This window comes from Sedimentitalea nanhaiensis DSM 24252, assembly GCF_000473225.1.
GTDB classification, from domain to species: Bacteria; Pseudomonadota; Alphaproteobacteria; order Rhodobacterales; family Rhodobacteraceae; genus Sedimentitalea; species Sedimentitalea nanhaiensis.
On sequence record NZ_KI421509.1, the window covers coordinates 1,473,197 to 1,493,999 of the forward strand.

Genomic DNA, 20,803 nt, shown 5'->3' on the forward strand with positions numbered 1-20,803 from the left:
CCAGCACATATTCAGCTAAGACTCTTTTACAAAATTTTTACAGTAACAAATTGCTACATTCTGGAAAAAAACTGTTTCCGTTACCAAAAACCCGTTTCCCTTAGTCGCTTTCCGCCTGTTGCGCCTCTTCCAATTCGGCGTCGATCGCAACTTCCTGTGCCAATTCCACCATGACCGGCGTGGCCGAAGGATACATCGGCGAAATGGAACCGGTTTCTTCAAACGGCAGAGTCGGTCGCCGGGTGCTGCGATAGCCGGCATAGGTCGCCAGCGCGAACAGCAACCCGGCCATGAACAGGAAGAACCCCGACGGCCCAAAGACGTTATCCCCCATGAGCCAGCCAATAATCAGAGGTCCGGCGATTGCGCCGAGCCCGTTGATGAACACCAACCCGCCCGAGGCGGCAGCCATGTCGGCATGTTCCAGATAATCGTTGGTATGCGCGATCAGCAAAGAATACAGCGGGTTGCAGAGACCGCCGATCAGAAAGGCCGCCGCCAGCAGAACCAGAAAGTTCTCGCCAAAATTCATCGCAAAAACCGAACCCAGACCGCCGATACCGGCCACGACAAGAATCAGAAAGCGTCGGTCTGTCCGGTCCGACAGCCAGCCCAGCGGATATTGCAGCACCATCGCCCCGAGATAGAAGCAGGCAACGAAGGCCGAGATCTGTCCAAGCCCCAGACCCGCCCTGGCACCGTAGACTGCGCTCATCCCGAACTGCGCGGCAAAAACCCCGCCCAGCAGAAACATGCCAACACAGCCCAACGGCGAGATTTCCATCAGTTTGCGCAATGTCATCGGTTTGGTCGTATCAAACGCCGGAGTCGGGCTGATCGACAACAGAATGGGTCCAAAGGAGACGGAAATCAGCACCGACGCGATGACAAAGGACTCATAGCCAGCCGGGTCCCCGACCAACAGCAGTGCCTGTGCCGTCACGATACCGACCATCTGCACGATCATGTACAGCGACAGCGCCTGGCCCCGGTTATCGTTGCTGGCGGCGTTGTTGAGCCAGCTTTCGGCGGTGACGTAAACGCCTGAAAAGCAAAACCCGATGATGACCCGTCCCAAGGACCATGCAACCGGGTTGGTAAAGGCCGGATACAGGATCATCACCGCAGAGATGAAAGAGGCCAGTGCCGCGAACACCCGCACATGGCCCACGCGCCGGATCATCTCGGGCGCCATGCGCGAGCCGCCCAGGAACCCGACAAAATATGAGGACATCACAACGGACATCTCCAGCGTCGAGAACCCCTCGATTTCGCCACGCACACCCAGCAAAGTACCTTGAAGGCCGTTGCCGACCATCAAGAGCATCATTCCCAAGAGCAGCGCCCAAGCGCTGGACAGAACCTGAAACATCGGACGCCTCCCTTTTGTGGCGTGACGTTCGGGTCCGGTATCCGGGCTTTACCGGCAACCGTCCCATACGGATACGACACCATGGTGTCGCATGTGACATTAGAACCGGATCACGGAACCAGCAACGACGCATCTCCATAGGAGAAAAAGCGATACCCCTTGTTCAACGCATGATCGTAGATCAAGGCGATTCTGTCCTGCCCCATAAGTGCTGAGACCAGCATCATCAAGGTCGATTTCGGCAAATGGAAATTGGTCATCAGGGCGTCGGTCACCTGGAACTGAAAGCCGGGATAAATGAAAATGTCGGTCTCCCCTTCCCAGGCCTTTATGCTCCCGTCTTTTGCCGCCGTCTCGATCAGACGCAGCGCAGTTGTTCCCACAGGAACGATCCGTCCACCGGCTGCCTTGGTCGCGGCAATCTCGGCAGCGGCGCCTGCGTCCACCCGCCCCCATTCGGCATGCATCCTGTGACTGGTGACGTCTTCGACCTTGACCGGCAGGAACGTGCCGGCCCCCACATGTAGCGTCACATAAGTGAAATCGATGCCCTTTTCACGTAACCCGTGCATCAATGCATCGTCGAAATGCAACGACGCCGTGGGCGCGGCAACCGCCCCACTGTGGCGGGCGAACACGGTTTGGTAATCGGTCATGTCGCGCATATCTGCAGGACGTTTTGCCGCGATATAGGGTGGTAACGGCATGGCACCTGCCAGGTTCAGCGCCGCATCGAATTCATCCCCCACGCAGTTGAATTTCAACACCCCCTGACCATTTTCGATATGCTTCAATTCTGCGTTCAGCCCGGCCTGGAAGGTGACCGTCTCACCGATTTTCAGCTTTTTCAACGGCTTGATCAGCGCCGTCCACACCCCCTCCGGACGCGGTTCAAGCAGGGTGACTTCGATTCGGGCACGGGTCGTGCCCTGAGCGCCGCTTCGCAGCCGGTGCCCGCTCAGCCGAGCGGGTATCACGCGGGTGTCATTCAGAACCAGACGGTCGCCGGCTCGCAGCCAATCTGGCAGATCACGCACATGCGCATCTGACAACTCATCCCCGCAGGCCACCAGCAATCGCGCCGCACTGCGCGGCACGGCAGGGCGGGTGGCAATCCGGTCATCCGGCAAGTCAAAATCAAAATCGCTCAGTTTCATGGCCGGGTATCTAGGCCGGGGCCGCAGGATTCGCCATCCATCAATTGGTCCGGCTGAACCGGAAACGCGGTGTCAGGCACTTCGCAGGGGCATGGCATCGTCCGACTAACCGGCACCTTTCGATCGGAACCGCGCAATTTCAACGCTGCCCTGCGTGGTGACCCCGATCCGAACACTGTCGTGCAACCGTTCCGAGCGGTCCCGTCCAATGATCCGCCCGCGACGCAGCAGAAAGATCTTGCCCCATCCGCTCCAGGTTCCGGCGGATGGGGCGCTGGGGTCGGTATAAAAGCGCACACGCCAGTTTTCAGGCAACGGCAATCCGCAGGATTCGGCCTGCTCGAGCATCCAGACCAGCGGGATATTGGCCAGCGGGCGGGCCATCTCGACTCCCCCCAGATGCCCGCCGATGTCGCCATGGGTCCCCTTGAACCAGACCTGTTCCACATGGCCGGGAAAATCCGGTGGGCAATACCACAGCTCGGGTTCATAGACCTGCCGGGTTTCATCCAGCGCCAGGGCGTGAAACCCGTTGCGGATACTGGGCCCCAATTGGTGGTTGTGGAATGCGTGCCGCTGTTCTGAGCGACGCCACAGAAACGGCAGCCGCAAACCCAATGCCTTTACCGTATCCCAGACTCCGATCATCTCGATTGGCACGCTGTCATGGCAATAGGCCTGCCGAAAGGCGCGCGCATGCGGGCCATTCGGATGATTCTCGTAATGGCGATAAGCCGTACGGATGTTGCGTTCGGTGGCATGTTCGGGGCGAAGCAGGCCAACCATGTCGATCACCCCGGCCAGCGAACGTACAGCGAAGGCACCGCGCGAGTAGCCGAAGAAGAAGATCCGGTCGCCCGGATGATACCGCGACGCCAGATACCCATAGGCCCGGCGGATCTGGCGGTTGATGCCGCGCCCCATCATCACATCGATGGTATTGCGCCAGTTGCTCCATTGCACACCGGCTTCATAGTAGACGGAAATCTGCGCCCCCATCTCGCGGCACAATCGATAGGTCATGCCTGCATGGGTCTCATGCCCGGGCTCAAGCGAAGACAGCGTACCGTCCAGAATGATCACATGCGCCATCGGGCCGCGCGGCTTGACCTCGGTAGAGTGCTCGGAGCGCAGCGGGCGCCCCAGCCATCCGAAAAGTTTATTGGTCAGCCGCAGCAGGTTCATTCTTCAACAGGTCCCAAACTCTCATCGGCGTGAACGGCATGTCCGCTTGCCGAACGCCGCAATCCCACAACGCATCCTGAACCGCGTTGGCGACAGCAGCCATCGATCCAACGGTTCCCGCCTCGCCGCACCCCTTCATGCCCATCGGATTGGCCGTTGACGGCACCGGGCACGAGGTAAACCCGATCATCGGCACGTCATCCGCGCGAGGCAAGGCATAATCCATGAAACTCGCCGTAAGCAGCTGGCCATCGGCGTCATACACCACATGCTCGGTGATCGCCTGGCCGATGCCCTGCGCCACGCCGCCATGCACCTGCCCTTGGGCCAGCAGCGGATTGATCATATTTCCGAAATCATCGACCACCGTATAGCGATCAACCCTGACCACCCCCGTGTCCGGGTCAACCACCACCTCGGCCACATGGGCTCCGTTGGGAAAGCTGCGCCCTGGAAGGGTGGCGCGTGCCTCATGTTGCAGCAGATCCGACCGGCCATCCGCGCGGGCCATATCGGCGGCTTCGATCAGCGTTGGTGTCAGGTTCGAACCCGGCGCGCGAAAGGTTTCGCCATCAAAGGCCACATCCGCGATTTCGACCCCCATCCGTTCCGCCAGATAGGGTGTAAAGGCCGCGACCATCGTACCGACCACGGCCAGGGTCGCATGGCTTTGGGTGGTGACCGAGCGGGATCCGCCGGTTCCGCCGCCTTGCTGGATCAGATCGGAATCGCCCTGGACCACCCGGATGCGGTCTTGGGGGATCCCGGTCTGATCCGACAGGAACCGGGCATAGACGGTTTCATGCCCCTGTCCGTTGCTTTGCGTGCCGACATAGATGCTCACGGTGCCATCCTCGTGAAACGCGACCTTCGCGCCCTCGGAAGGATCGCCCAGAATGCTTTCGATATAGTAACACAGTCCCTGACCGCGCAGCAGGCCGCGCGCGGCGTCCGCAGCACGTCGCGCGGCGAACCCGGCGCGGTCGGCCCGCTTGGCGGCCTCGGACAGGACCGCGTGAAAATCACCGACATCATATGTCTCGCCCGTCGCGCTGGTGTATGGGAAACGGTCCGCGGGTATGAAATTGCGCTGTCGCAGTCGCCACGGATCGATGTCCAGTTCGCGCGCCGCGCGGTCCATGGCGCGCTCGAGTACATATATCGCCTCGGGCCGCCCCGCGCCGCGATAGGCATCGACCTGTGTGGTGTTGGTATAAAACCCTTCGGCCTGCATCCACACGGCCTGAACGTCGTAACAGCCCGTCAGCACCCGCGAAAACAACTGCGTCTGAATCGGCTGGCCCATCAATCCGTTATAGGCCCCCAGATTGATCCGACTGTGCACGCGATATGCTGTGATCCGACCGGTTTCGTCAAAGGCCAGTTCGGCCCGCGAAGTCAGGTCGCGCCCGGCATTGTCACTTTGCATCGCCTCGCCCCGGTCCGACATCCAGCGCACCGGACGCCCCAGCACCCGGGCCGCGTGGGCCACGGCGTAATATTCCGGATAGGGCATCGCCTTCATGCCGAAGCCACCACCGACGTCGGGAATGGTGACATGTACCTGGGCCGGTTCCAGCTGAAACGCCTTGGCCAGCCGGTCCTTCATCCCCCAGACGCCTTGCCCGCCAAATGCAAAATGCAATCGCGCGCCGTCCCAATCCGCATGACAGCCGCGCGGCTCCATCGCATTGGCGATCACCCGGTTGTCCGCGACCTGCAGGCTGACCGTATGGGCGGCCTCGTCAAAGGCCGCGCGTGTGGCCGCCTCGTCCCCCATGCCCCAATCGAACGCGCGATTGTCCGGCGCCACGTCGTGAATCGTCTCGCCACCGTCGCACAAATCCAGCTTGGCCGGCAGATCGTCGATTTCAATGTGGATCAATTCGGCGGCATCGCGCGCCTGATCCAGTGTTTCGGCAATCACGACCGCCACCGGCTCGCCCACGAAACGCACTCGGTCCTGTGCCAGGACAGGCCGCAGGGGAGCCGCCCCTTCCGACCCATCGCGATTGGTCACCACATTGGAGTCCATAGCGATTTCGACCCCCGCCTGAAGCAGGGTCTGTGCCGTCACAATCAGATGCACCCCCTTGGCAGAGCGTGCATCGTCCATAGCCAGAGCGGTGATTACCCCATGCGCCACCTGGCTGCGCAGCACAAAGGCAATCAGCGAACCCGCAGGCCCGCCATCATCTACGTAGTGCCCCTGCCCGGTCAGAAACCGGACATCCTCGCGACGCGTGACCGGCTGGCCCTTTCCGAATTTTTCCACGGCCATCCCCTGATCTGTTGGCGGGGACGACACTAGCTCACGGTTGCGTGGTGTCCAGACAGGAGATCCACCGTCACCACGTCACAGGCTCCATAACCGTTAAAGGCCGTGCCCATCGCCACGGAATACGCGCCCATGCCGTGAAACAGGACATAGTCGCCAGCCGCACTTGTGTCTGGCAGCTCGAGCCCGTCAGGCAGGCGATCCAGGCTGTCACAGGTTGGCCCGTAAATCACCCGCGACACCGCATGTCCGGACCGCAAGCAACCGGCCGGGCACACGACATCCACCCGCCGGGTCAGCCCCATGTCGCGCAGATCGGTCAATCTTCCATAGATTCCGTCGTTCAGAAACACCGTGCGCCCGCCCGCCCGCAGCGCCTTGATCCGTGCCGCCAGCGTAAAGGATTCCGCCACCATGGCCCGCCCCGGCTCGCAGATCAGCTGTGGCGCATCGGTGCCAAAGGCATCGCGCACCGCCCAGTGGATCGCATCGAATACAACTTCCAGATCCGGCGCAGCGCCGGTCCGGTTGGCCGCGAACCCGCCACCGACGTTCAGCCGGGCGATGCGCACACCGGCGCGTTCGGCAATCCGGGCTGCCTCGCGAATATAGCTGTCCCAGGCGCCGGCATCCTCGCATTGGGTGCCCGGGTGAAAACACAGCGCCGGAACGTGCCCCAGCCGGGTCACCCGACGCAACAGTTCGACAGCCTGATCCGGCGTTGCCCCAAATTTGTCGCCAAAATCATAGGCGGCACCCTTCACCGGCAGGGCAAACCGCACCGCGATCTCGGCCTCTGGCGGCACATCGGCCAGCTTGTCCAGTTCGCCGGCTTCGTCCACCGACCAACTGGCAACGCCCATTTCGATACCAGCGGCGATTTCCGCAACCGATCGCACCGGGTTGTTATAGTGCAGCACCGCCTGCGGGCAGGCTGCCCGGACCGCAGCCATTTCCGCCGGTGAGGCAACGTCGAATGTGGTGATCCCGGCCGCCACCAGGTTTGCCAGAACCTCGGCGCGGTCATTGGCCTTGACCGCATAGGTCACCAGCCCGCCGAAACCGCGTCGAAACCGCAACGCGGTGTCCTGGAGCACGCGCGGCGACAGATACAGAACCGGCTGATCCGGAGTGGTGCGGCACAAATGGTTGGCGGGATTGCGCCAGAGGGCGGAATGGTTCTGCATCGCGAGATACCTCTCTATTTTTTCCTAGATCGCGCAGATACCTGTCGATTTCATGCGGCAATCTTACTAAAAAGGAGTCAAAATCCGTCAGATCGCCGAAAATATCATGAAAATTGACGAAACAGACCACAAACTGCTGAATCTTCTGCGCGACAATGCTCGTACACCTGTGACCGAGCTGGCGCGGCACCTGAACCTGGCCCGCACTACGGTTCAGGCCCGGATCGAACGCCTGGAATCCAACGGAGCCATCGCTGGCTATACGCTGCGCGAGGGGCATGCGATGCGCCCGACACTGCGGGCCACGGTGCTGGTGGCCATCGAGCCGCGCAGCGGGCCGACGGTGCTGGGGCGGCTGAAATCCCTGCCCGGTGTGAAAACCGTACACACGACGTCGGGGCGGTTTGATCTGTTGATTCAGGTCACGGCCGCCACCACTGCGGAACTGGACGACACGCTGGATCGCATCGGCGAGGCCCGCGGTGTCAAAAGCTCGGAAAGCCTGATCCATCTGGCAACCAAGATCGACCGCATGCCCTGAGTCAGAGGGGCGATTGCGAATCGAAGCGCCCCACCATCCAGCGTTCATCCTTGGGGGATCCGGTTGTCGGTGGCGGGGTCGCTTCTGTCGTATGCGGCCATCGGCTCTCCAGCCGGTACCGTCACGTCAGCTTGCGTGATTCTGGTTAATCAAGTCTTGCTGCACCCGATTTAGCCAGTGGATCGCAGCGCCGGATCGTTCCGGGTTTGGCGCATCAAAGAAACCCCACCCCCCACCTTTCCCTTGCGCGCCGCATTCGCTAGATGAAACGCGACCAAAAAGGGATCATCTTCATGGCAATGGAAAAGACCTTCGACGCGGCCGAAGCCGAAGACCGCCTGTACCGGGCATGGGAAAAGGCTGGCTGCTTCACTGCCGGGGCCAATGCTTCGCGCCCCGAAACCTATTGCATCATGATCCCGCCCCCCAACGTGACAGGCAGCCTGCACATGGGCCATGCATTCAACAACACGTTGCAGGACATCCTGATCCGCTGGCATCGGATGCGTGGCTTTGATACCCTGTGGCAACCGGGGCAGGATCATGCCGGGATCGCCACCCAGATGGTGGTCGAGCGCAAGCTGGCTGCCGAACAACAGCCCTCACGCCGGGAACTGGGCCGCGATGCGTTTCTGGACAAGGTCTGGGAATGGAAGACCGAAAGCGGCGACACGATCATCAATCAGCTCAAACGCCTCGGCGCATCCTGTGACTGGTCGCGCAACGCCTTTACCATGTCCGGTGCCCCTGGCGCGCCCGCAGGTGAAGAGGGCAATTTCCACGATGCGGTGATCAAGGTCTTTGTTGAAATGTACAACAAGGGGCTGATCTATCGCGGCAAAAGGCTGGTCAATTGGGACCCGCATTTCGAAACCGCGATTTCCGATCTCGAGGTCGAGAATATCGAGGTCGCGGGCCACATGTGGCACTTCAAATATCCGCTGGCCGGTGGTGCGACCTATGAATACGTGGAAAAGGACGAAGACGGCACCGTTACCCTGCGCGAAACCCGCGACTATATCGCCATCGCAACGACCCGACCGGAAACCATGCTGGGCGACGGCGCGGTTGCGGTTCATCCGTCGGACGAACGCTACGCCCCGCTCATTGGCAAGCTGTGCGAAATCCCCGTCGGACCCAAGGAACACCGCCGTCTGATCCCGATCATCACCGATGACTATCCCGATCCCGATTTCGGCTCGGGTGCGGTCAAGATTACTGGCGCGCACGATTTCAACGACTATCAGGTCGCCAAGCGCGGCAATATCCCGATGTACGGGCTGATGGACACCAAGGGCGCAATGCGCAGCGACGGCAAACCCTATGCCGAAGAAGCCGCCATCGCGCAGGCCATCGCCAACGGCGAACAGAGTTTTGACGAAATTATGATTGCGGCAATGAACCTGGTACCGGACGACTATCGCGGGCTGGACCGGTTTGAAGCGCGCAAACGCGTCGTGGCCGACATCACCGCCGAAGGGTTGGCCGTGATGCAGGACATCACCAAGACCGACCCCGACAGCGGCGAGGATGTCGTTGTGTCCGAACCCTTTGTCGAAAACAAGCCGATCATGCAGCCCTTTGGCGACCGCTCAAAGGTGGTGATCGAACCGATGCTGACCGATCAATGGTTCGTGGACACCGACAAGATCGTCGGCCCGGCGCTGGACGCGGTGCGCAATGGCGATGTGAAAATCCTGCCCGAGCGCGAGGAAAGAGTGTATTTCCACTGGCTGGAAAACATCGAGCCCTGGTGCATCAGCCGCCAGCTTTGGTGGGGCCATCAGATCCCGGTCTGGTACGGGCTGGATCTGAGCTATGATCAGGCCATCGGTGCGGATGGCGAATTGGACTATGTCGAACTGCACAAGCTGTTGATGCGCGACGGTATGATCCACGCAGGCACCGTATCGCATTGCGCCGCTGACTTTACCGCCGTGCAAAGCGCGTTCCGGGATGAAATCGCCGACACTCCGGTTCCGATCAACCACTCGGCTGTTGTCGAGGTGGCCGACAGACACGCGGCCATTCACGTGCTGGCCGAGCGCCTCGCGCAATATGCGATTGATCAGGATTCGACCAAGCTGGTCTATCCGGTGTGGCGCGATCCTGACGTTCTGGACACCTGGTTCTCGTCCGGCCTATGGCCCATCGGCACGCTGGGCTGGCCCGAAGAAACACCGGAACTGGCGCGCTATTTCCCCACCAGCGATCTGATCACCGGAACCGACATCCTGTTCTTCTGGGTAGCGCGGATGATGATGATGCAATTGTCGGTGGTCGGCCAAGTGCCCTTCGACACTGTTTATCTGCATGGGCTGGTGCGCGACGCCAAGGGCAAGAAGATGTCCAAGTCCACCGGCAACGTGGTCGATCCGCTGGATCTGATCGACGAATTCGGTGCCGACGCATTGCGGTTCACCAATGCCGCCATGGCCAGCCTGGGCGGGGCGCTGAAGCTGGATACCCAGCGCATCGCCGGTTATCGCAATTTCGGCACCAAACTTTGGAACGCCATGCGCTTTGCCGAGATGAACGGCGTGTTCGAGGCCCCGGCAACCAAGAGGCCCCACCCCGAACAGACATTGAACAAGTGGATCGTCGGCGAAGTTGCCAAAGTGCGGGTCGAGGTTGACGAGGCGCTGGACAGCTATCGCTTCAACGACGCCGCCAGTGCGCTCTATAGCTTTGTCTGGGGCAAGGTTTGTGACTGGTATGTCGAGTTCTCAAAGCCCTTGTTGCAGCAAGAAAACGACGCCCGGGCCGAAACCCGCGAGACGATGAAATGGGTTCTGGATCAGTGCCTGATCCTGCTGCACCCGATCATGCCCTTCATCACCGAAGAGCTGTGGGGGCTGTCCGGCGACCGGGCCAAGATGCTGATCCATGGCGACTGGCCGACTTATGGCACAGATCTGGTAGACGCGCAGGCGGATCACGAGATGAACTGGGTTATCGGGCTGATCGAAAGCGTGCGCTCGGCTCGGGCGCAGATGCATGTACCTGCCGGGTTGCATGTGCCGATGCTGGTCACCCGGATCGACGCACAGGGCCGCGCAGCATGGGATCGCAACGAAACCCTGATCAAGCGACTGGCCCGCATCGAAAGCCTGACTGAAGCAGACAGCCTGCCCAAGGGAACGGTTTCGATTCACGCCGAAGGTGCCAGCTTTGGCCTGCCGCTGGCCGGGATCATCGACATCGCCGAGGAGCAGGCGCGACTGGAAAAGACCCTGGGGAAACTGGCAAAGGAACTGGGCGGGCTGCGCGGACGGCTGAACAATCCAAAGTTCGCGGCTTCAGCCCCCCCCGACGTGGTCGAGGAAACCCGTGCGAACCTGGCCGCCCGCGAGGAAGAGGAAACCAAGATCAAGGACGCTCTGGCGCGGCTGGCCGAACTGGCCTGACGCAACAGGTCTCTGCCCCGGCCCCTCGTCCTTGGGGCGATTGCGTGCTATCCTGTCCGCATGACGCGATCGTTCCGCAACCTGATCGAACGCCAAATCCTCAAGGCCCGCGCCGAAGGCAAGCTGACGGGCCTTGAGGGAGAAGGCAAGCCTCTGCCCAACCGGCCCGAAGCGGCGCTGGTCGATCCCGGTCTTGCGGTCGGCATGCGGATCATGGCCGAGGCGCGCGTCAGACCCGAGGAATTTCGCCTGAAAGAAGAATTGCAGGCCGCCCGCGCCGCTTTGGCCGCGATGGAAAGCGCGGCAGATCGCAAGGCCGCGATGCGCCGGGTCGCCGATCTGGAAATGCGCTACAACATGGCCCGCGACGCCCGCCGCGCCTTTCTGCGCTGAACCGACGCCATGGTGCCGCCCAATCGACGCGCCGGCCCGGCACCGCCTTTGACAGACCGCAGACGGACCTTAACCGAATTTCGGCATTCGCCCCTGCATCTGCGCGGCGACGACCTCCATCTGATCCGGCTTGCCGATCAGCCCGGTGGATTCGCGTGATTCCGCCAGCAGCACCTCGGCCCGTTCCTTGGTTTCGGCCACATCGATCAGCCGTTTGGCGGCACGGATCGCCGACGGGCTTTTGCCCGCGATCTCGGTCGCCAGTTCGACCGCCGCAGCCACCGGGTCGTCACTCAGAGAGGTCACCAACCCCCAGCGCTCGCCCTGATCCGCCGAAATCGGGCGCGCGGTATAGGTCAATTTACGCAACACATCGGATCGCACCAGATGCGGCAACAGCACCATGCCGCCCAGATCGGGCACCAACCCCCATTTCATCTCCATCAACGACAGCTTGGTGTCCGGTGCCGCGATCCGGATATCCGCGCCCAGGGCCAGTTGCAAACCACCGCCATAGACCGCGCCATGAAGCGCCGCGATCACCGGCACGGGCACCCGCCGCCAGACCAGCGACATCTCCTGCATGATGTTGGTGTCGCCATGGCTGCGCCCCATCAGCCAGGCTTCGGGATCGACCTGCCCCATCTTGGCAAAGCTGGCCAGATCCAGCCCGGCACAGAAACTCTTGCCCTCGCCCGACAGCACCACGGCGCGGGCATCGGATGCGGCCACTTCCTGACCGGCGTTGACGATTGCCTCGAACATCGCATCATCCAAAGCGTTCATCTTGTCGCCACGGGTCAGGGTAACCCTGGCAATGTGATCCTGATACTCGACCGAAACGCGCGCCATGTGAACTCTCCCATCTGAATTTGCGCCATCTGACCGCATTCGGTGGCGCATTTCCAGCCGAACGTCGGGGCACAAGACCAGACCGGCGCATTTACAACCGACCCGACTGGCGGCATGGTCAGGTTATCGTGAACGCACCGGACATACGCCCATCAAAACCGCCGCCCCCCCCGCCCGCGGGCCGCATTCCGTCGGCCCATCGCATGCTGTGGACGGGGCTGGGCTGCATAGCGTTGGCGTTGGGTCTGATCGGCGTTGTCCTGCCGGTCCTTCCCACGACCCCCTTTGTCATTCTGGCGGCATTCCTGTTTTCCAAGGGGTCGCCCCGCCTGCGCCACTGGTTGATCTCCCACCGCATTTTTGGTCCTTTGATCGCGGATTGGGAGGCTCATGGTGCGATCCCGCGCCCGGTCAAGCGCCTGGCCTGTAGCGTCATGGCGCTGGTCTTTGGCGTCAGCGTTCTGGCCGGTGTCCCGACCGTCGTTCTGATCGTTCAGGCCATTTGTCTGGGCGCGGCGGCAACCTACGTGCTGACTCGTCCGGACGCACCGCGCTAGCACGGGCTTGCGGCTCTGCTTCGGCTGCGATTTAAGTGATCCCATGACAGACCCACGATACACCCCGCTTGCCCAGTCGCTGCCTGCAACCGTGCCATTTGTCGGCCCCGAAACCCAGGAGCGCCAACGCGGCCGACCGTTTTCTGCCCGTCTGGGTGCCAACGAAAATGTGTTCGGCCCCTCGCCCAGAGCCATCGCCGCGATGCAAGCGGCCACGGCGGATATCTGGATGTATGGCGACCCGGAAAACCACGATCTGCGCGCGGCTCTGGCCCTGGCCCACGGCACAACCCCGCAAAACATTGTCGTCGGCGAAGGCATCGACGGTCTACTGGGATATCTCGTGCGGCTTCTTGTTGGACCCGGGGATACGGTGGTCACCTCGAAAGGGGCCTATCCCACGTTCAACTACCACGTCTCCGGGTTTGGCGGCACCTTGCACGAGGTCCCCTATGTCGACGACCGCGAAGATCCTGCCAGCCTGTTCGCCAAGGCCGCTGCCGTGAATGCCAAGCTGGTCTACATCGCCAATCCAGACAACCCGATGGGCACCTGGCACAAGGGGGCGGAGATCGTGGCCGCGATGGATGCGCTGCCCGATGGTTGTCTGTTGGTTCTGGACGAAGCCTATGTCGAATGTGCGCCCCAAGGCACCGCAGCACCCGTCGATGCGGATGATCCGCGTGTGATCCGTATGCGCACCTTTTCCAAGGTTTACGGCATGGCGGGGGCGCGGGTCGGCTATGGGATCGCGGCACCCGGCCTGATTTCGGCCTTCAACAAGGTGCGTAACCATTTTGGCATGAACCGCGCCGCCCAGGCCGGTGCGTTGGCCGCACTGCGGGATGATGACTGGTTGGCGCATGTGCGCAAGGAGATCGCCGCCGCGCGCGACCGCATCGCCCGGATCGCGCGTGACAACGGGCTGACGCCGCTGCCGTCGGCGACCAATTTTGTCGCCATCGACTGCGGACAGGACGCCCGTTTCGCGCGGGCGGTTCTGAACCAGCTGATTGACCGGGGCCTGTTTGTTCGCATGCCGTTTGCCGCCCCCCAGGACCGCTGTATCCGGATCAGCTGTGGCACCGCCTCGGATCTCGATGCATTGGCCAAGGCGCTGCCGTCAGCTTTGGCGACGGCACGGGGCTGATCGGGCAGGCTTTGCGTGACATTCACCTGTGCCGCGATAGGCTGACACTGGGCCGCTGCCATGCGTCGGCGCAAGATGTCCGCCGCACCAAAGCATCCCAGCGTCGCCATCACCATGCTGGACATGCCCTTGGTATGGGTATTCTTCGCGATCTGGGCGATCTACGGGTTTGGTCCGGCGCTGATCCAATGGCAAGACAACGACACACGGTAACGTCTGCGCCGTTCAGCGCCCGGCGATCGCCGATGCCGCCGCCTCGACCGCGCCGGGTCCATGTGGAATACCCAGCGCCGTCAGCCCTGCCTGAATCCCGCCCAGAAGTCCAAGGATCATCTGCCCGTTGACATGACCCATATGGCCCAGGCGAAAGTAGTCATGGCGCGCCGGATCGTCGGGCGCCGCCATCCCCAGGCCGATGCCCAGGGTCAGGCCCAGGTTTTCGCTCAGCCAGTCGCGCAGGTTTGCGCCCCGCCCCTTGCTCAGCCGCAGCGACGTCACCGCATGGCTGCGATATTCCCGCTCGCGGATGTTCAGGCCAAGCGCGTCACCGTCCTGGCCCCAGATCTCGCAGGCGGTCCAGATCGCCTGTGCAAGACGTGTGTGCCGTGCCCAGACCTGGTCCAATCCCTCATTGTGGATCATATCCAATGCCGCGCGCAGGCCGTAAAGATGATGCGTCGGGGCGGTGCCGCCGAAATACTGATAAAAGTCGTCGGGGTTGGCCCGCGGCACCCAGTCCCAATAGCGGCTGACACGCGGCATAGCGGCGCGTTTCGCCGCCGCCCGGTCGTTGAAAAACACAAAACTGATCCCCGGTGGAACCATCAACCCCTTTTGGCAGGCCGTGACCATCACATCCACGCCCCAGGCGTCCATCTCGAACCGATCACACCCCAGTGAGGCGATGCAATCTGCCATCAACAGAGCCGGATGCCCCACCGCATCCATCGCCGCGCGCAAGGCGGCGATATCGTTGCGCACGGAACTCGATGTGTCGACATGCACCGCCAAAACGGCCTTGATCGAATGCGCGGTGTCCTCGCGCAGAGCCTGGGCAACTCGATCGATGTCAATCGGAGCCGATCGGCCGAAATCGAGCAACGCGACATCGGCTCCGAGACCGGTCGCCATTTCGCCCCACCCGATGCCAAACCGGCCCGTGGCCGGGATCAGGACCTTGTCGCCGGGTGCCACCACATTGGACAGGGCGGCCTCCCACGCACCGTGACCGTTGCAAATGTAGATCGCGGCTTGATGCCGGGTGCGCGCCACCCGTTTCAGATCGGGGATAAGCGTCGCGGTCATGTCGATCAGCGCGCCGCCATAGATATTGGGGGCAGGCCTGTGCATGGCTTGCAGAACCGCATCCGGTATGACCGAGGGCCCCGGAATCGCAAGGTATTCGCGGCCCTGGGCCAGCATGGGCGGGTTGGTCATTTCGGCTTCCTGCACGGGTCGTGGGTCCTCGCCAATACCTTACCGCCGCGCGGCGGATCGTCAATCCACGGATCACGCGGGTTGCACCGCAGCCCCCAGATGATTAAATGGCGCAACCATTCTGGCGCGGGCGACAAAGCCCCACACCTCATGCGGATCAATAGCTTAATGCGCGAACAACCCAAATCCATCCGCGAACTGCTGGGGTGGCTCTGGCACGAGTATCTGCGCCCGCACACCGGTTTGATGGCGCTGGCGATGGTGTTCATGCTGATCGAGGGCAGCATGATCGGGGCGCTCAGCTACATGATGGAACCGATGTTCGACAAGGTGTTTGTTGCTGGCAACACCGACGCACTGAAATGGGTCAGCCTGACTTTTCTGACGATCTTCAGCGTCCGCGGACTTGCCGGGGTGGCGCAAAAGGTTCTGCTTGCCCGGGTGTCGCAACTGACCGCAGCGCATCTGCGTGTCAATCTGCTGAAACGTATGATCCGACAGGACACGGCGTTTCATCAGGTTCACCCGCCGGGCTTTCTGATCCAGCGGGTGCAGGGCGACGTCGGCGCGGTTAACATGGTCTGGCAAGGCATCATCACCGGGGCGGGCAAGGATGCTGTCTCGCTGGTGATTCTGCTCGGGGTGGCGGTCAATATCGACTGGCGCTGGACAGCGGCCATGCTGGTCGGCGTGCCGCTGATGTTCCTGCCGATTGGCATGGCACAGCGCTATGTGCGCAGAAAGGCCTCTCAGGCCCGCGATGTCGCAGCGACCCTGTCGACCCGGCTGGACGAGGTGTTTCACGGCATCATCCCTATCAAGCTGAACAGCCTCGAGGACTATCAGGCCAATCGGTTCTCGGGCCATACCGACACACTGATCCGATCTGAAATCCGGGCGATATTCGGAACGGCGTCGATCACCGGCATGATCGACATAATGGCGGGCCTCGGGTTTATGGGAGTGCTGCTATACGGCGGCGGCGAGATCATTTCGGGCGACAAGACTGTCGGTCAGTTCATGAGCTTTTTTACAGCTATTGGCCTGGCCTTTGATCCGATGCGCCGTCTGGCCGCACTGAGCGGTGCCTGGCAGGCAGCGGCCGCTTCGCTGGAACGGATCAAGGAGCTGATGGACGCGCCTATCCTGCTGACATCGCCGGCCAAACCGGTGCCACCCCCGACTGGCCTGCCCGACATTCGCCTGCAGGATGTCTCGCTCAGCTATGGCGACGCAGAGGTGTTGCACGGGCTGACCCTGACCGCCGAGGCGGGTAAGACAACGGCGCTGGTCGGCGCATCGGGTGCGGGCAAGTCGACGATTTTCAACCTGCTGACCCGACTGGTCGATCCCAATACAGGCAGTGTGGAGGTTGGCGGTATCGATGTGCGCTCTATCGCTCTGCCAGACCTGCGCAGCCTGTTTTCCGTGGTCAGTCAAGAGGCCCTGCTGTTTGACGAAACCCTGCGCGAAAATATCCTGCTGGGACGCACCGACGTCAGCGACGCCAAACTGGCACAGGTTCTGAAGGCGGCCCATGTCACGGACTATCTGGCACAACTGCCGCGCGGGCTGGACACGCTGGTGGGGCCGCGCGGCTCGGCGCTGTCGGGAGGTCAACGCCAACGCGTGGTGATCGCACGCGCGCTGTTGCGGGACACGCCGGTACTGTTACTGGACGAAGCCACAAGCGCGCTGGATGCGCAGTCTGAAAAGGTGGTTCAACAGGCGCTGGACCGGCTGGCAGGCGGGCGCACCACCCTGGTCATTGCGCACCGGTTGTCCACCGTCATCAATGCCGACAAGATCATCGTAATGGACAGCGGCAAGGTCGTCGATGCGGGCACCCATCACGAGTTGCTCAAGCGCGGCGGCATCTATGCCGACCTATATCATCTGCAATTCCAGAGCGGTATGACCGTTATCGATCCCAAAGGTACAGCTGCGCTGCGACCGCGGACACCTGCGCTGACCGACCCGAATCCATCGTGGCTGCGTCGGGTCGGTCAGCGCCTGTTCGGCTAAGGATCGCCCTGTTTCCGAAACAAGGGCAAGTGGCCTGTTGATTGCCCCGCGCATACCTATATGACGAAATACCAACGATCAGGAGTTCGCCCATGCCCCCGCGCCGCATCCTTCGACTGACCGGCGGTGACACCCTTGATTTCCTGCAGGGTCTGGTCACCAATGATGTCGGGCGGTTGGCCGAAGGGATAGTGTATACCGCCCTGCTGACCCCACAGGGTAAATATATTGCCGATTTCTTCCTTGTGCAGAGCGGCGAGGACGTTCTTTTGGACGTTGCGGAACCGCTTGCCGACGATCTGGTGAAACGGCTCACCATGTACAAGTTGCGCGCTGACGTGGCCATCACACCATCGGGTTTGAACCTGCAACGGGGCACCGGCCCCGCGCCGGCCGGGTCGCAGCCCGACCCGCGCCATCCGGACATGGGCTGGCGCGCCTACAGCCCTGCCCCCGCTTCTGACGACGGCAGCGACTGGGACGCGATCCGGGTGGCGCATTGCATCCCGCAAACCGGTATCGAACTGACACCGGACACCTTCATTCTCGAGGCCGGGTTCGAACGTCTGAACGGCGTCGACTTCCGCAAGGGCTGTTATGTCGGCCAAGAGGTCACGGCGCGGATGAAGCACAAAACCGAATTGCGCAAGGGTCTGCGGCGTGTCCAAATCGATGGCCCGGCCGAAACGGGTACGCCGATCACACATGGAGGCAAGCCGGTCGGCACGCTGTACACCCGTTCCGGCAATCACGCGCTGGCCTATCTGCGCTTTGATCGCGCCACGGGCACGATGCAAGCGGGTGACGCCAGTCTGCATTTGGCCTGATCGGGTCCGCGCGGGCTTGAGCCTTAGTCAGGCTTGGATCAACATCCGGTCTAAGCGCCATGTTGACCGGAGATCGTCGCTATGTGGGACATGTACAAGGCCATCTGGCAGGTCAGCGGCGGGCGGCAGATCATTCTGATTGTACTGTCGCTGGCGGTTGCGGCATTGGCCGCGGTGCCGCTGAGCTTTCAGAAGTCGATCGTGAATGAGCTGACAGATGGCGCCCTGGACGCGACACACCTGTTTCAGCTCGGGGCGGGAATGATAGGCGTTATCCTGCTGAGCCTGGCGCTCAAATGGCTGGTCTCCTATCGCTCGGGGGTTTTGGGAGAGGACATCGTCCGCCTGCTACGCCAGCGGATCTTTGATCGGACTGTGGGGTGGGTACAAGAGGCGGGCGACGCAACACCCAAGGGCACGCTGAGCACTGCGGTATCGGCGGAATCAGAAGAATTGGGCAAGTTTACCGGAGGTGCGTTTTCCGACCCTGTGGTGCAGATTGGCACGCTGGTCTCGGTGATCGGTTACATTGCCTCATCCCAACCGGGACTGGGTCTGATTGCGTTGACCGTAATCGCCCCACAGGTCGTGCTGGTGTTGCTGACACAGAGAAAAGTCAACGCGCTGGTGGCGGAGCGCGTGCGCGTACTGCGCCGCGCCACCAACCAAATGATCCTGAGCGGCGCAGATGCCGAAATGCAATCGATCCTCGACGATTTCGACACGATTTTCGAAACCCGGCGGCGGATGTTTATCTGGAAGCTGTCGACAAAGTTCATCATCAGCGCCCTGAACGCGACCGGAACGGTCGGGGTGCTGATGCTGGGAGGCTGGTTGGTGCTGAACGGCAAAACCGACGTGGGAACCGTGGTGGCGGCAACCATCGGTCTGGGGCGCATACAGGCTCCCACAGCTTTTCTGATCGCCTTTTATCGTCAGGTCAGCGCCACCCGAGTCAAATTCGAACTGCTGCGCGAGGTTCTACAAACCCCGGGCGAGTCGGCCCGCCACCACGGCCCGGCTGCATAACGTTGCGTCACGCGCGTTCGGTGTATTCCATGGTTTCGGTGTTCACGATGATCAATTCATCCTGCCCGACAAAGGGCGGAACCATCACCTTGATCCCGTTGTCCAGCACCGCAGGCTTGAACGAGTTGGCCGCCGTCTGTCCTTTGACGACCGGCTCGGTCTCGACCACTTTGCACGTCACCTTCTGAGGCAGTGACGCGCTCAGTGCTTCGGAGTCGTGGAATTCGACCACGACCGTCATCCCGTCCTGCAGAAACGGGCGGCGCTCGCCCAGGATTTCCGCTGGCACTTCGACCTGTTCGTAGGTTTCAATGTCCATGAACACCAACATTCCGTCATTTTCATACAGGAATTGCTGGTCTTTCTGCTCAAGGCGCACGCGTTCGACCTTGTCCGCGCTGCGGAACCGTTCGTTCAGTTTCGAGCCATTGCGCAGATTGCGCATTTCGACTTGGGCAAAAGCCCCGCCCTTGCCGGGTTTGACGTGGTCGACCTTGACCGCAGCCCAAAGGCCGCCGTTGTGTTCGAGGATGTTCCCCGGGCGGATTTCGTTGCCGTTGATCTTGGGCATGGGTATTACCTTAACAAGCGGTTGATAGCTGGATTGACGGTCATATATATGGCGGGTTCGGGGCTGGCAAGACAACGATATTTTGTGCTGCAGGTGCAAGAAGCTATGCTAATTTTGCAAGTGTGCTATGCATTAACGGGGTATCCGAATCGATCCCGATCAGTCATAACGAACGCCACGCCGAAAATTGCAAGAGCAAGAATAACAAAGGAAACGAGATGAAAGATTTCGTTGACGGCACAGCCTTTAATAACGAGCAAGGCAATCGTGCACGCAAACTTTTCGCGGCTGTCGTTTTGGCCGCACTGGACGACGCCATCGCCGATGACAAGAAATATGGCAATGGTCCCGAGCAGATCGCCCGATGGGCGCGTTCACGCGATGGGCGCGAAGTGCTGTCCTGCGCCGGTATCGACCCGAACGAACGGGTGGTGAACGGGCTGATGGAATTTGTCGGTCGCGGTGTGCGCACCTCGGTGGCCCTGTCGCGCGAAGAAAGTGAACGACGCAACGCAGCGCAACAGGCCGAAGCCGCCTAAACAACGCCCCCATGCAAATCTGGAACAGGACTGCCCGTACTCGTACGGACCGTCCTTTTCAGCTTGGCGTGGTCCAGATCGTCAGGTCCAACCTGTACAGCGGCAAAGCAACCTAGAGCCTCTCAGCCCGTTTTCGTCGCTGCGTGGGCAAAATGGCGTCTGGGTCTGACCAATGCGGACGCTCATCACCAGACGGTGTCATGGTCATATAGGCACCCGAGCCCTACCTGCATGGCGCGTGAATACTCCACCGGCTGACACCGGTGGCGTCAGGCTCCTGCGATGTCTGGTCTTAC

General features: G+C 61.4%; 18 protein-coding genes. 10 read left to right on the forward strand and 8 right to left on the reverse strand.

Annotated features, from left to right (window positions below):
- Positions 1 to 100: 100 nt before the first annotated feature.
- The 5 genes from NANH_RS0108935 to NANH_RS0108955 all read right to left on the reverse strand — a co-directional run bounded on the left by NANH_RS0108935 (position 101) and on the right by NANH_RS0108955 (position 7,179).
- Complete coding sequence (locus tag NANH_RS0108935) at positions 101 to 1,372, reverse strand: MFS transporter (protein WP_027261726.1); 1,272 nt, start codon at positions 1,370 to 1,372, stop codon at positions 101 to 103.
- 110 nt (positions 1,373 to 1,482) lie between these two features.
- On the reverse strand, positions 1,483 to 2,529 hold the full coding sequence (gene queA / locus NANH_RS0108940) for a tRNA preQ1(34) S-adenosylmethionine ribosyltransferase-isomerase QueA (protein ID WP_027261727.1): 1,047 nt from the start codon (positions 2,527 to 2,529) through the stop codon (positions 1,483 to 1,485).
- Positions 2,530 to 2,634: 105 nt separating this feature from the next.
- Positions 2,635 to 3,714 (reverse strand): DUF2235 domain-containing protein, encoded by a 1,080-nt coding sequence (locus tag NANH_RS25830; protein WP_051372314.1) that lies wholly within the window; start codon positions 3,712 to 3,714, stop codon positions 2,635 to 2,637.
- The gene (locus NANH_RS0108950) at positions 3,689 to 5,989 is read right to left on the reverse strand and encodes a xanthine dehydrogenase family protein molybdopterin-binding subunit (protein ID WP_027261728.1); all 2,301 of its coding nucleotides are present in this window, start codon (positions 5,987 to 5,989) and stop codon (positions 3,689 to 3,691) included. Before NANH_RS0108950 ends, NANH_RS25830 begins: the two co-directional genes overlap by 26 nt.
- A gap of 32 nt (positions 5,990 to 6,021) precedes the next feature.
- The gene (locus NANH_RS0108955; protein WP_027261729.1) at positions 6,022 to 7,179 is read right to left on the reverse strand and encodes a type III PLP-dependent enzyme; all 1,158 of its coding nucleotides are present in this window, start codon (positions 7,177 to 7,179) and stop codon (positions 6,022 to 6,024) included.
- Between the two features lie 106 nt (positions 7,180 to 7,285).
- On the opposite strand from NANH_RS0108955, the gene NANH_RS0108960 reads away from it, so the two are divergent.
- From NANH_RS0108960 to NANH_RS0108970, 3 genes are all read left to right on the forward strand, one after another.
- Positions 7,286 to 7,720, forward strand: a complete 435-nt coding sequence (locus NANH_RS0108960; protein WP_027261730.1) for an Lrp/AsnC family transcriptional regulator — start codon at positions 7,286 to 7,288, stop codon at positions 7,718 to 7,720.
- Positions 7,721 to 8,013: 293 nt separating this feature from the next.
- A complete protein-coding gene (locus tag NANH_RS0108965) occupies positions 8,014 to 11,127 on the forward strand; it encodes a valine--tRNA ligase (protein ID WP_027261731.1) in 3,114 nt (1,037 codons plus the stop codon).
- 60 nt (positions 11,128 to 11,187) lie between these two features.
- Positions 11,188 to 11,520 carry a DnaJ family domain-containing protein gene (locus NANH_RS0108970; RefSeq protein WP_027261732.1) on the forward strand — a complete coding sequence of 111 codons (333 nt, stop codon included), beginning with the start codon at positions 11,188 to 11,190 and terminating at the stop codon, positions 11,518 to 11,520.
- Between the two features lie 69 nt (positions 11,521 to 11,589).
- Here NANH_RS0108970 and NANH_RS0108975 read toward each other — a convergent pair whose 3' ends face one another.
- Complete coding sequence (locus NANH_RS0108975) at positions 11,590 to 12,372, reverse strand: crotonase/enoyl-CoA hydratase family protein (protein WP_027261733.1); 783 nt, start codon at positions 12,370 to 12,372, stop codon at positions 11,590 to 11,592.
- Between the two features lie 203 nt (positions 12,373 to 12,575).
- Between NANH_RS0108975 and NANH_RS0108980 the strand changes: the two genes are divergently transcribed.
- The 3 genes from NANH_RS0108980 to NANH_RS28460 are packed head-to-tail and all read left to right on the forward strand — an operon-like array spanning position 12,576 to position 14,292.
- Entirely contained in the window at positions 12,576 to 12,929 is a 354-nt protein-coding gene (locus NANH_RS0108980) for a YbaN family protein (RefSeq protein ID WP_036049617.1), read from the forward strand.
- Positions 12,930 to 12,972: 43 nt separating this feature from the next.
- The gene (locus NANH_RS0108985; protein WP_027261735.1) at positions 12,973 to 14,079 is read left to right on the forward strand and encodes a pyridoxal phosphate-dependent aminotransferase; all 1,107 of its coding nucleotides are present in this window, start codon (positions 12,973 to 12,975) and stop codon (positions 14,077 to 14,079) included.
- 60 nt (positions 14,080 to 14,139) lie between these two features.
- Positions 14,140 to 14,292, forward strand: coding sequence for a hypothetical protein (locus tag NANH_RS28460; RefSeq protein WP_154665567.1), 153 nt, complete (start codon positions 14,140 to 14,142; stop codon positions 14,290 to 14,292).
- A 12-nt stretch (positions 14,293 to 14,304) separates the two neighbouring features.
- Here NANH_RS28460 and NANH_RS0108995 read toward each other — a convergent pair whose 3' ends face one another.
- The gene (locus NANH_RS0108995) at positions 14,305 to 15,516 is read right to left on the reverse strand and encodes a pyridoxal-phosphate-dependent aminotransferase family protein (RefSeq protein ID WP_027261736.1); all 1,212 of its coding nucleotides are present in this window, start codon (positions 15,514 to 15,516) and stop codon (positions 14,305 to 14,307) included.
- 168 nt (positions 15,517 to 15,684) lie between these two features.
- Between NANH_RS0108995 and NANH_RS0109000 the strand changes: the two genes are divergently transcribed.
- The 3 genes from NANH_RS0109000 (at position 15,685) to NANH_RS25835 (ending at position 19,397) form a co-directional block, all read left to right on the forward strand.
- On the forward strand, positions 15,685 to 17,541 hold the full coding sequence (locus tag NANH_RS0109000) for an ABC transporter ATP-binding protein (protein WP_027261737.1): 1,857 nt from the start codon (positions 15,685 to 15,687) through the stop codon (positions 17,539 to 17,541).
- Positions 17,542 to 17,633: 92 nt separating this feature from the next.
- On the forward strand, positions 17,634 to 18,368 hold the full coding sequence (ygfZ, locus tag NANH_RS0109005; protein ID WP_027261738.1) for a CAF17-like 4Fe-4S cluster assembly/insertion protein YgfZ: 735 nt from the start codon (positions 17,634 to 17,636) through the stop codon (positions 18,366 to 18,368).
- Between the two features lie 81 nt (positions 18,369 to 18,449).
- Positions 18,450 to 19,397, forward strand: coding sequence for an ABC transporter transmembrane domain-containing protein (locus tag NANH_RS25835; RefSeq protein ID WP_051372316.1), 948 nt, complete (start codon positions 18,450 to 18,452; stop codon positions 19,395 to 19,397).
- A 7-nt stretch (positions 19,398 to 19,404) separates the two neighbouring features.
- Here NANH_RS25835 and efp read toward each other — a convergent pair whose 3' ends face one another.
- On the reverse strand, positions 19,405 to 19,968 hold the full coding sequence (gene efp / locus NANH_RS0109020; protein WP_027261741.1) for an elongation factor P: 564 nt from the start codon (positions 19,966 to 19,968) through the stop codon (positions 19,405 to 19,407).
- 218 nt (positions 19,969 to 20,186) lie between these two features.
- On the opposite strand from efp, the gene NANH_RS0109025 reads away from it, so the two are divergent.
- Entirely contained in the window at positions 20,187 to 20,507 is a 321-nt protein-coding gene (locus NANH_RS0109025) for a DUF6280 family protein (RefSeq protein ID WP_027261742.1), read from the forward strand.
- The last annotated feature ends 296 nt before the right edge of the window (positions 20,508 to 20,803 follow it).

Excerpts from the sequence above, each read along its gene's own strand:
- NANH_RS0108935 (WP_027261726.1), bottom strand. The coding sequence starts at position 1,372 with ATGTTTCAGGTTCTGTCCAGCGCTTGGGCGCTGCTCTTGGGAATGATG.
- queA (WP_027261727.1), bottom strand. The coding sequence starts at position 2,529 with ATGAAACTGAGCGATTTTGATTTTGACTTGCCGGATGACCGGATTGCC.
- NANH_RS25830 (WP_051372314.1), bottom strand. The coding sequence starts at position 3,714 with ATGAACCTGCTGCGGCTGACCAATAAACTTTTCGGATGGCTGGGGCGC.
- NANH_RS0108955 (WP_027261729.1), bottom strand. The coding sequence starts at position 7,179 with ATGCAGAACCATTCCGCCCTCTGGCGCAATCCCGCCAACCATTTGTGC.
- NANH_RS0108960 (WP_027261730.1), top strand. The coding sequence starts at position 7,286 with ATGAAAATTGACGAAACAGACCACAAACTGCTGAATCTTCTGCGCGAC.
- NANH_RS0108965 (WP_027261731.1), top strand. The coding sequence starts at position 8,014 with ATGGCAATGGAAAAGACCTTCGACGCGGCCGAAGCCGAAGACCGCCTG.
- NANH_RS0108970 (WP_027261732.1), top strand. The coding sequence starts at position 11,188 with ATGACGCGATCGTTCCGCAACCTGATCGAACGCCAAATCCTCAAGGCC.
- NANH_RS0108975 (WP_027261733.1), bottom strand. The coding sequence starts at position 12,372 with ATGGCGCGCGTTTCGGTCGAGTATCAGGATCACATTGCCAGGGTTACC.
- NANH_RS0108980 (WP_036049617.1), top strand. The coding sequence starts at position 12,576 with ATGCTGTGGACGGGGCTGGGCTGCATAGCGTTGGCGTTGGGTCTGATC.
- NANH_RS0108985 (WP_027261735.1), top strand. The coding sequence starts at position 12,973 with ATGACAGACCCACGATACACCCCGCTTGCCCAGTCGCTGCCTGCAACC.
- NANH_RS28460 (WP_154665567.1), top strand. The coding sequence starts at position 14,140 with ATGCGTCGGCGCAAGATGTCCGCCGCACCAAAGCATCCCAGCGTCGCC.
- NANH_RS0108995 (WP_027261736.1), bottom strand. The coding sequence starts at position 15,516 with ATGACCAACCCGCCCATGCTGGCCCAGGGCCGCGAATACCTTGCGATT.
- NANH_RS0109000 (WP_027261737.1), top strand. The coding sequence starts at position 15,685 with ATGCGCGAACAACCCAAATCCATCCGCGAACTGCTGGGGTGGCTCTGG.
- ygfZ (WP_027261738.1), top strand. The coding sequence starts at position 17,634 with ATGCCCCCGCGCCGCATCCTTCGACTGACCGGCGGTGACACCCTTGAT.
- NANH_RS25835 (WP_051372316.1), top strand. The coding sequence starts at position 18,450 with ATGTGGGACATGTACAAGGCCATCTGGCAGGTCAGCGGCGGGCGGCAG.
- efp (WP_027261741.1), bottom strand. The coding sequence starts at position 19,968 with ATGCCCAAGATCAACGGCAACGAAATCCGCCCGGGGAACATCCTCGAA.
- NANH_RS0109025 (WP_027261742.1), top strand. The coding sequence starts at position 20,187 with ATGAAAGATTTCGTTGACGGCACAGCCTTTAATAACGAGCAAGGCAAT.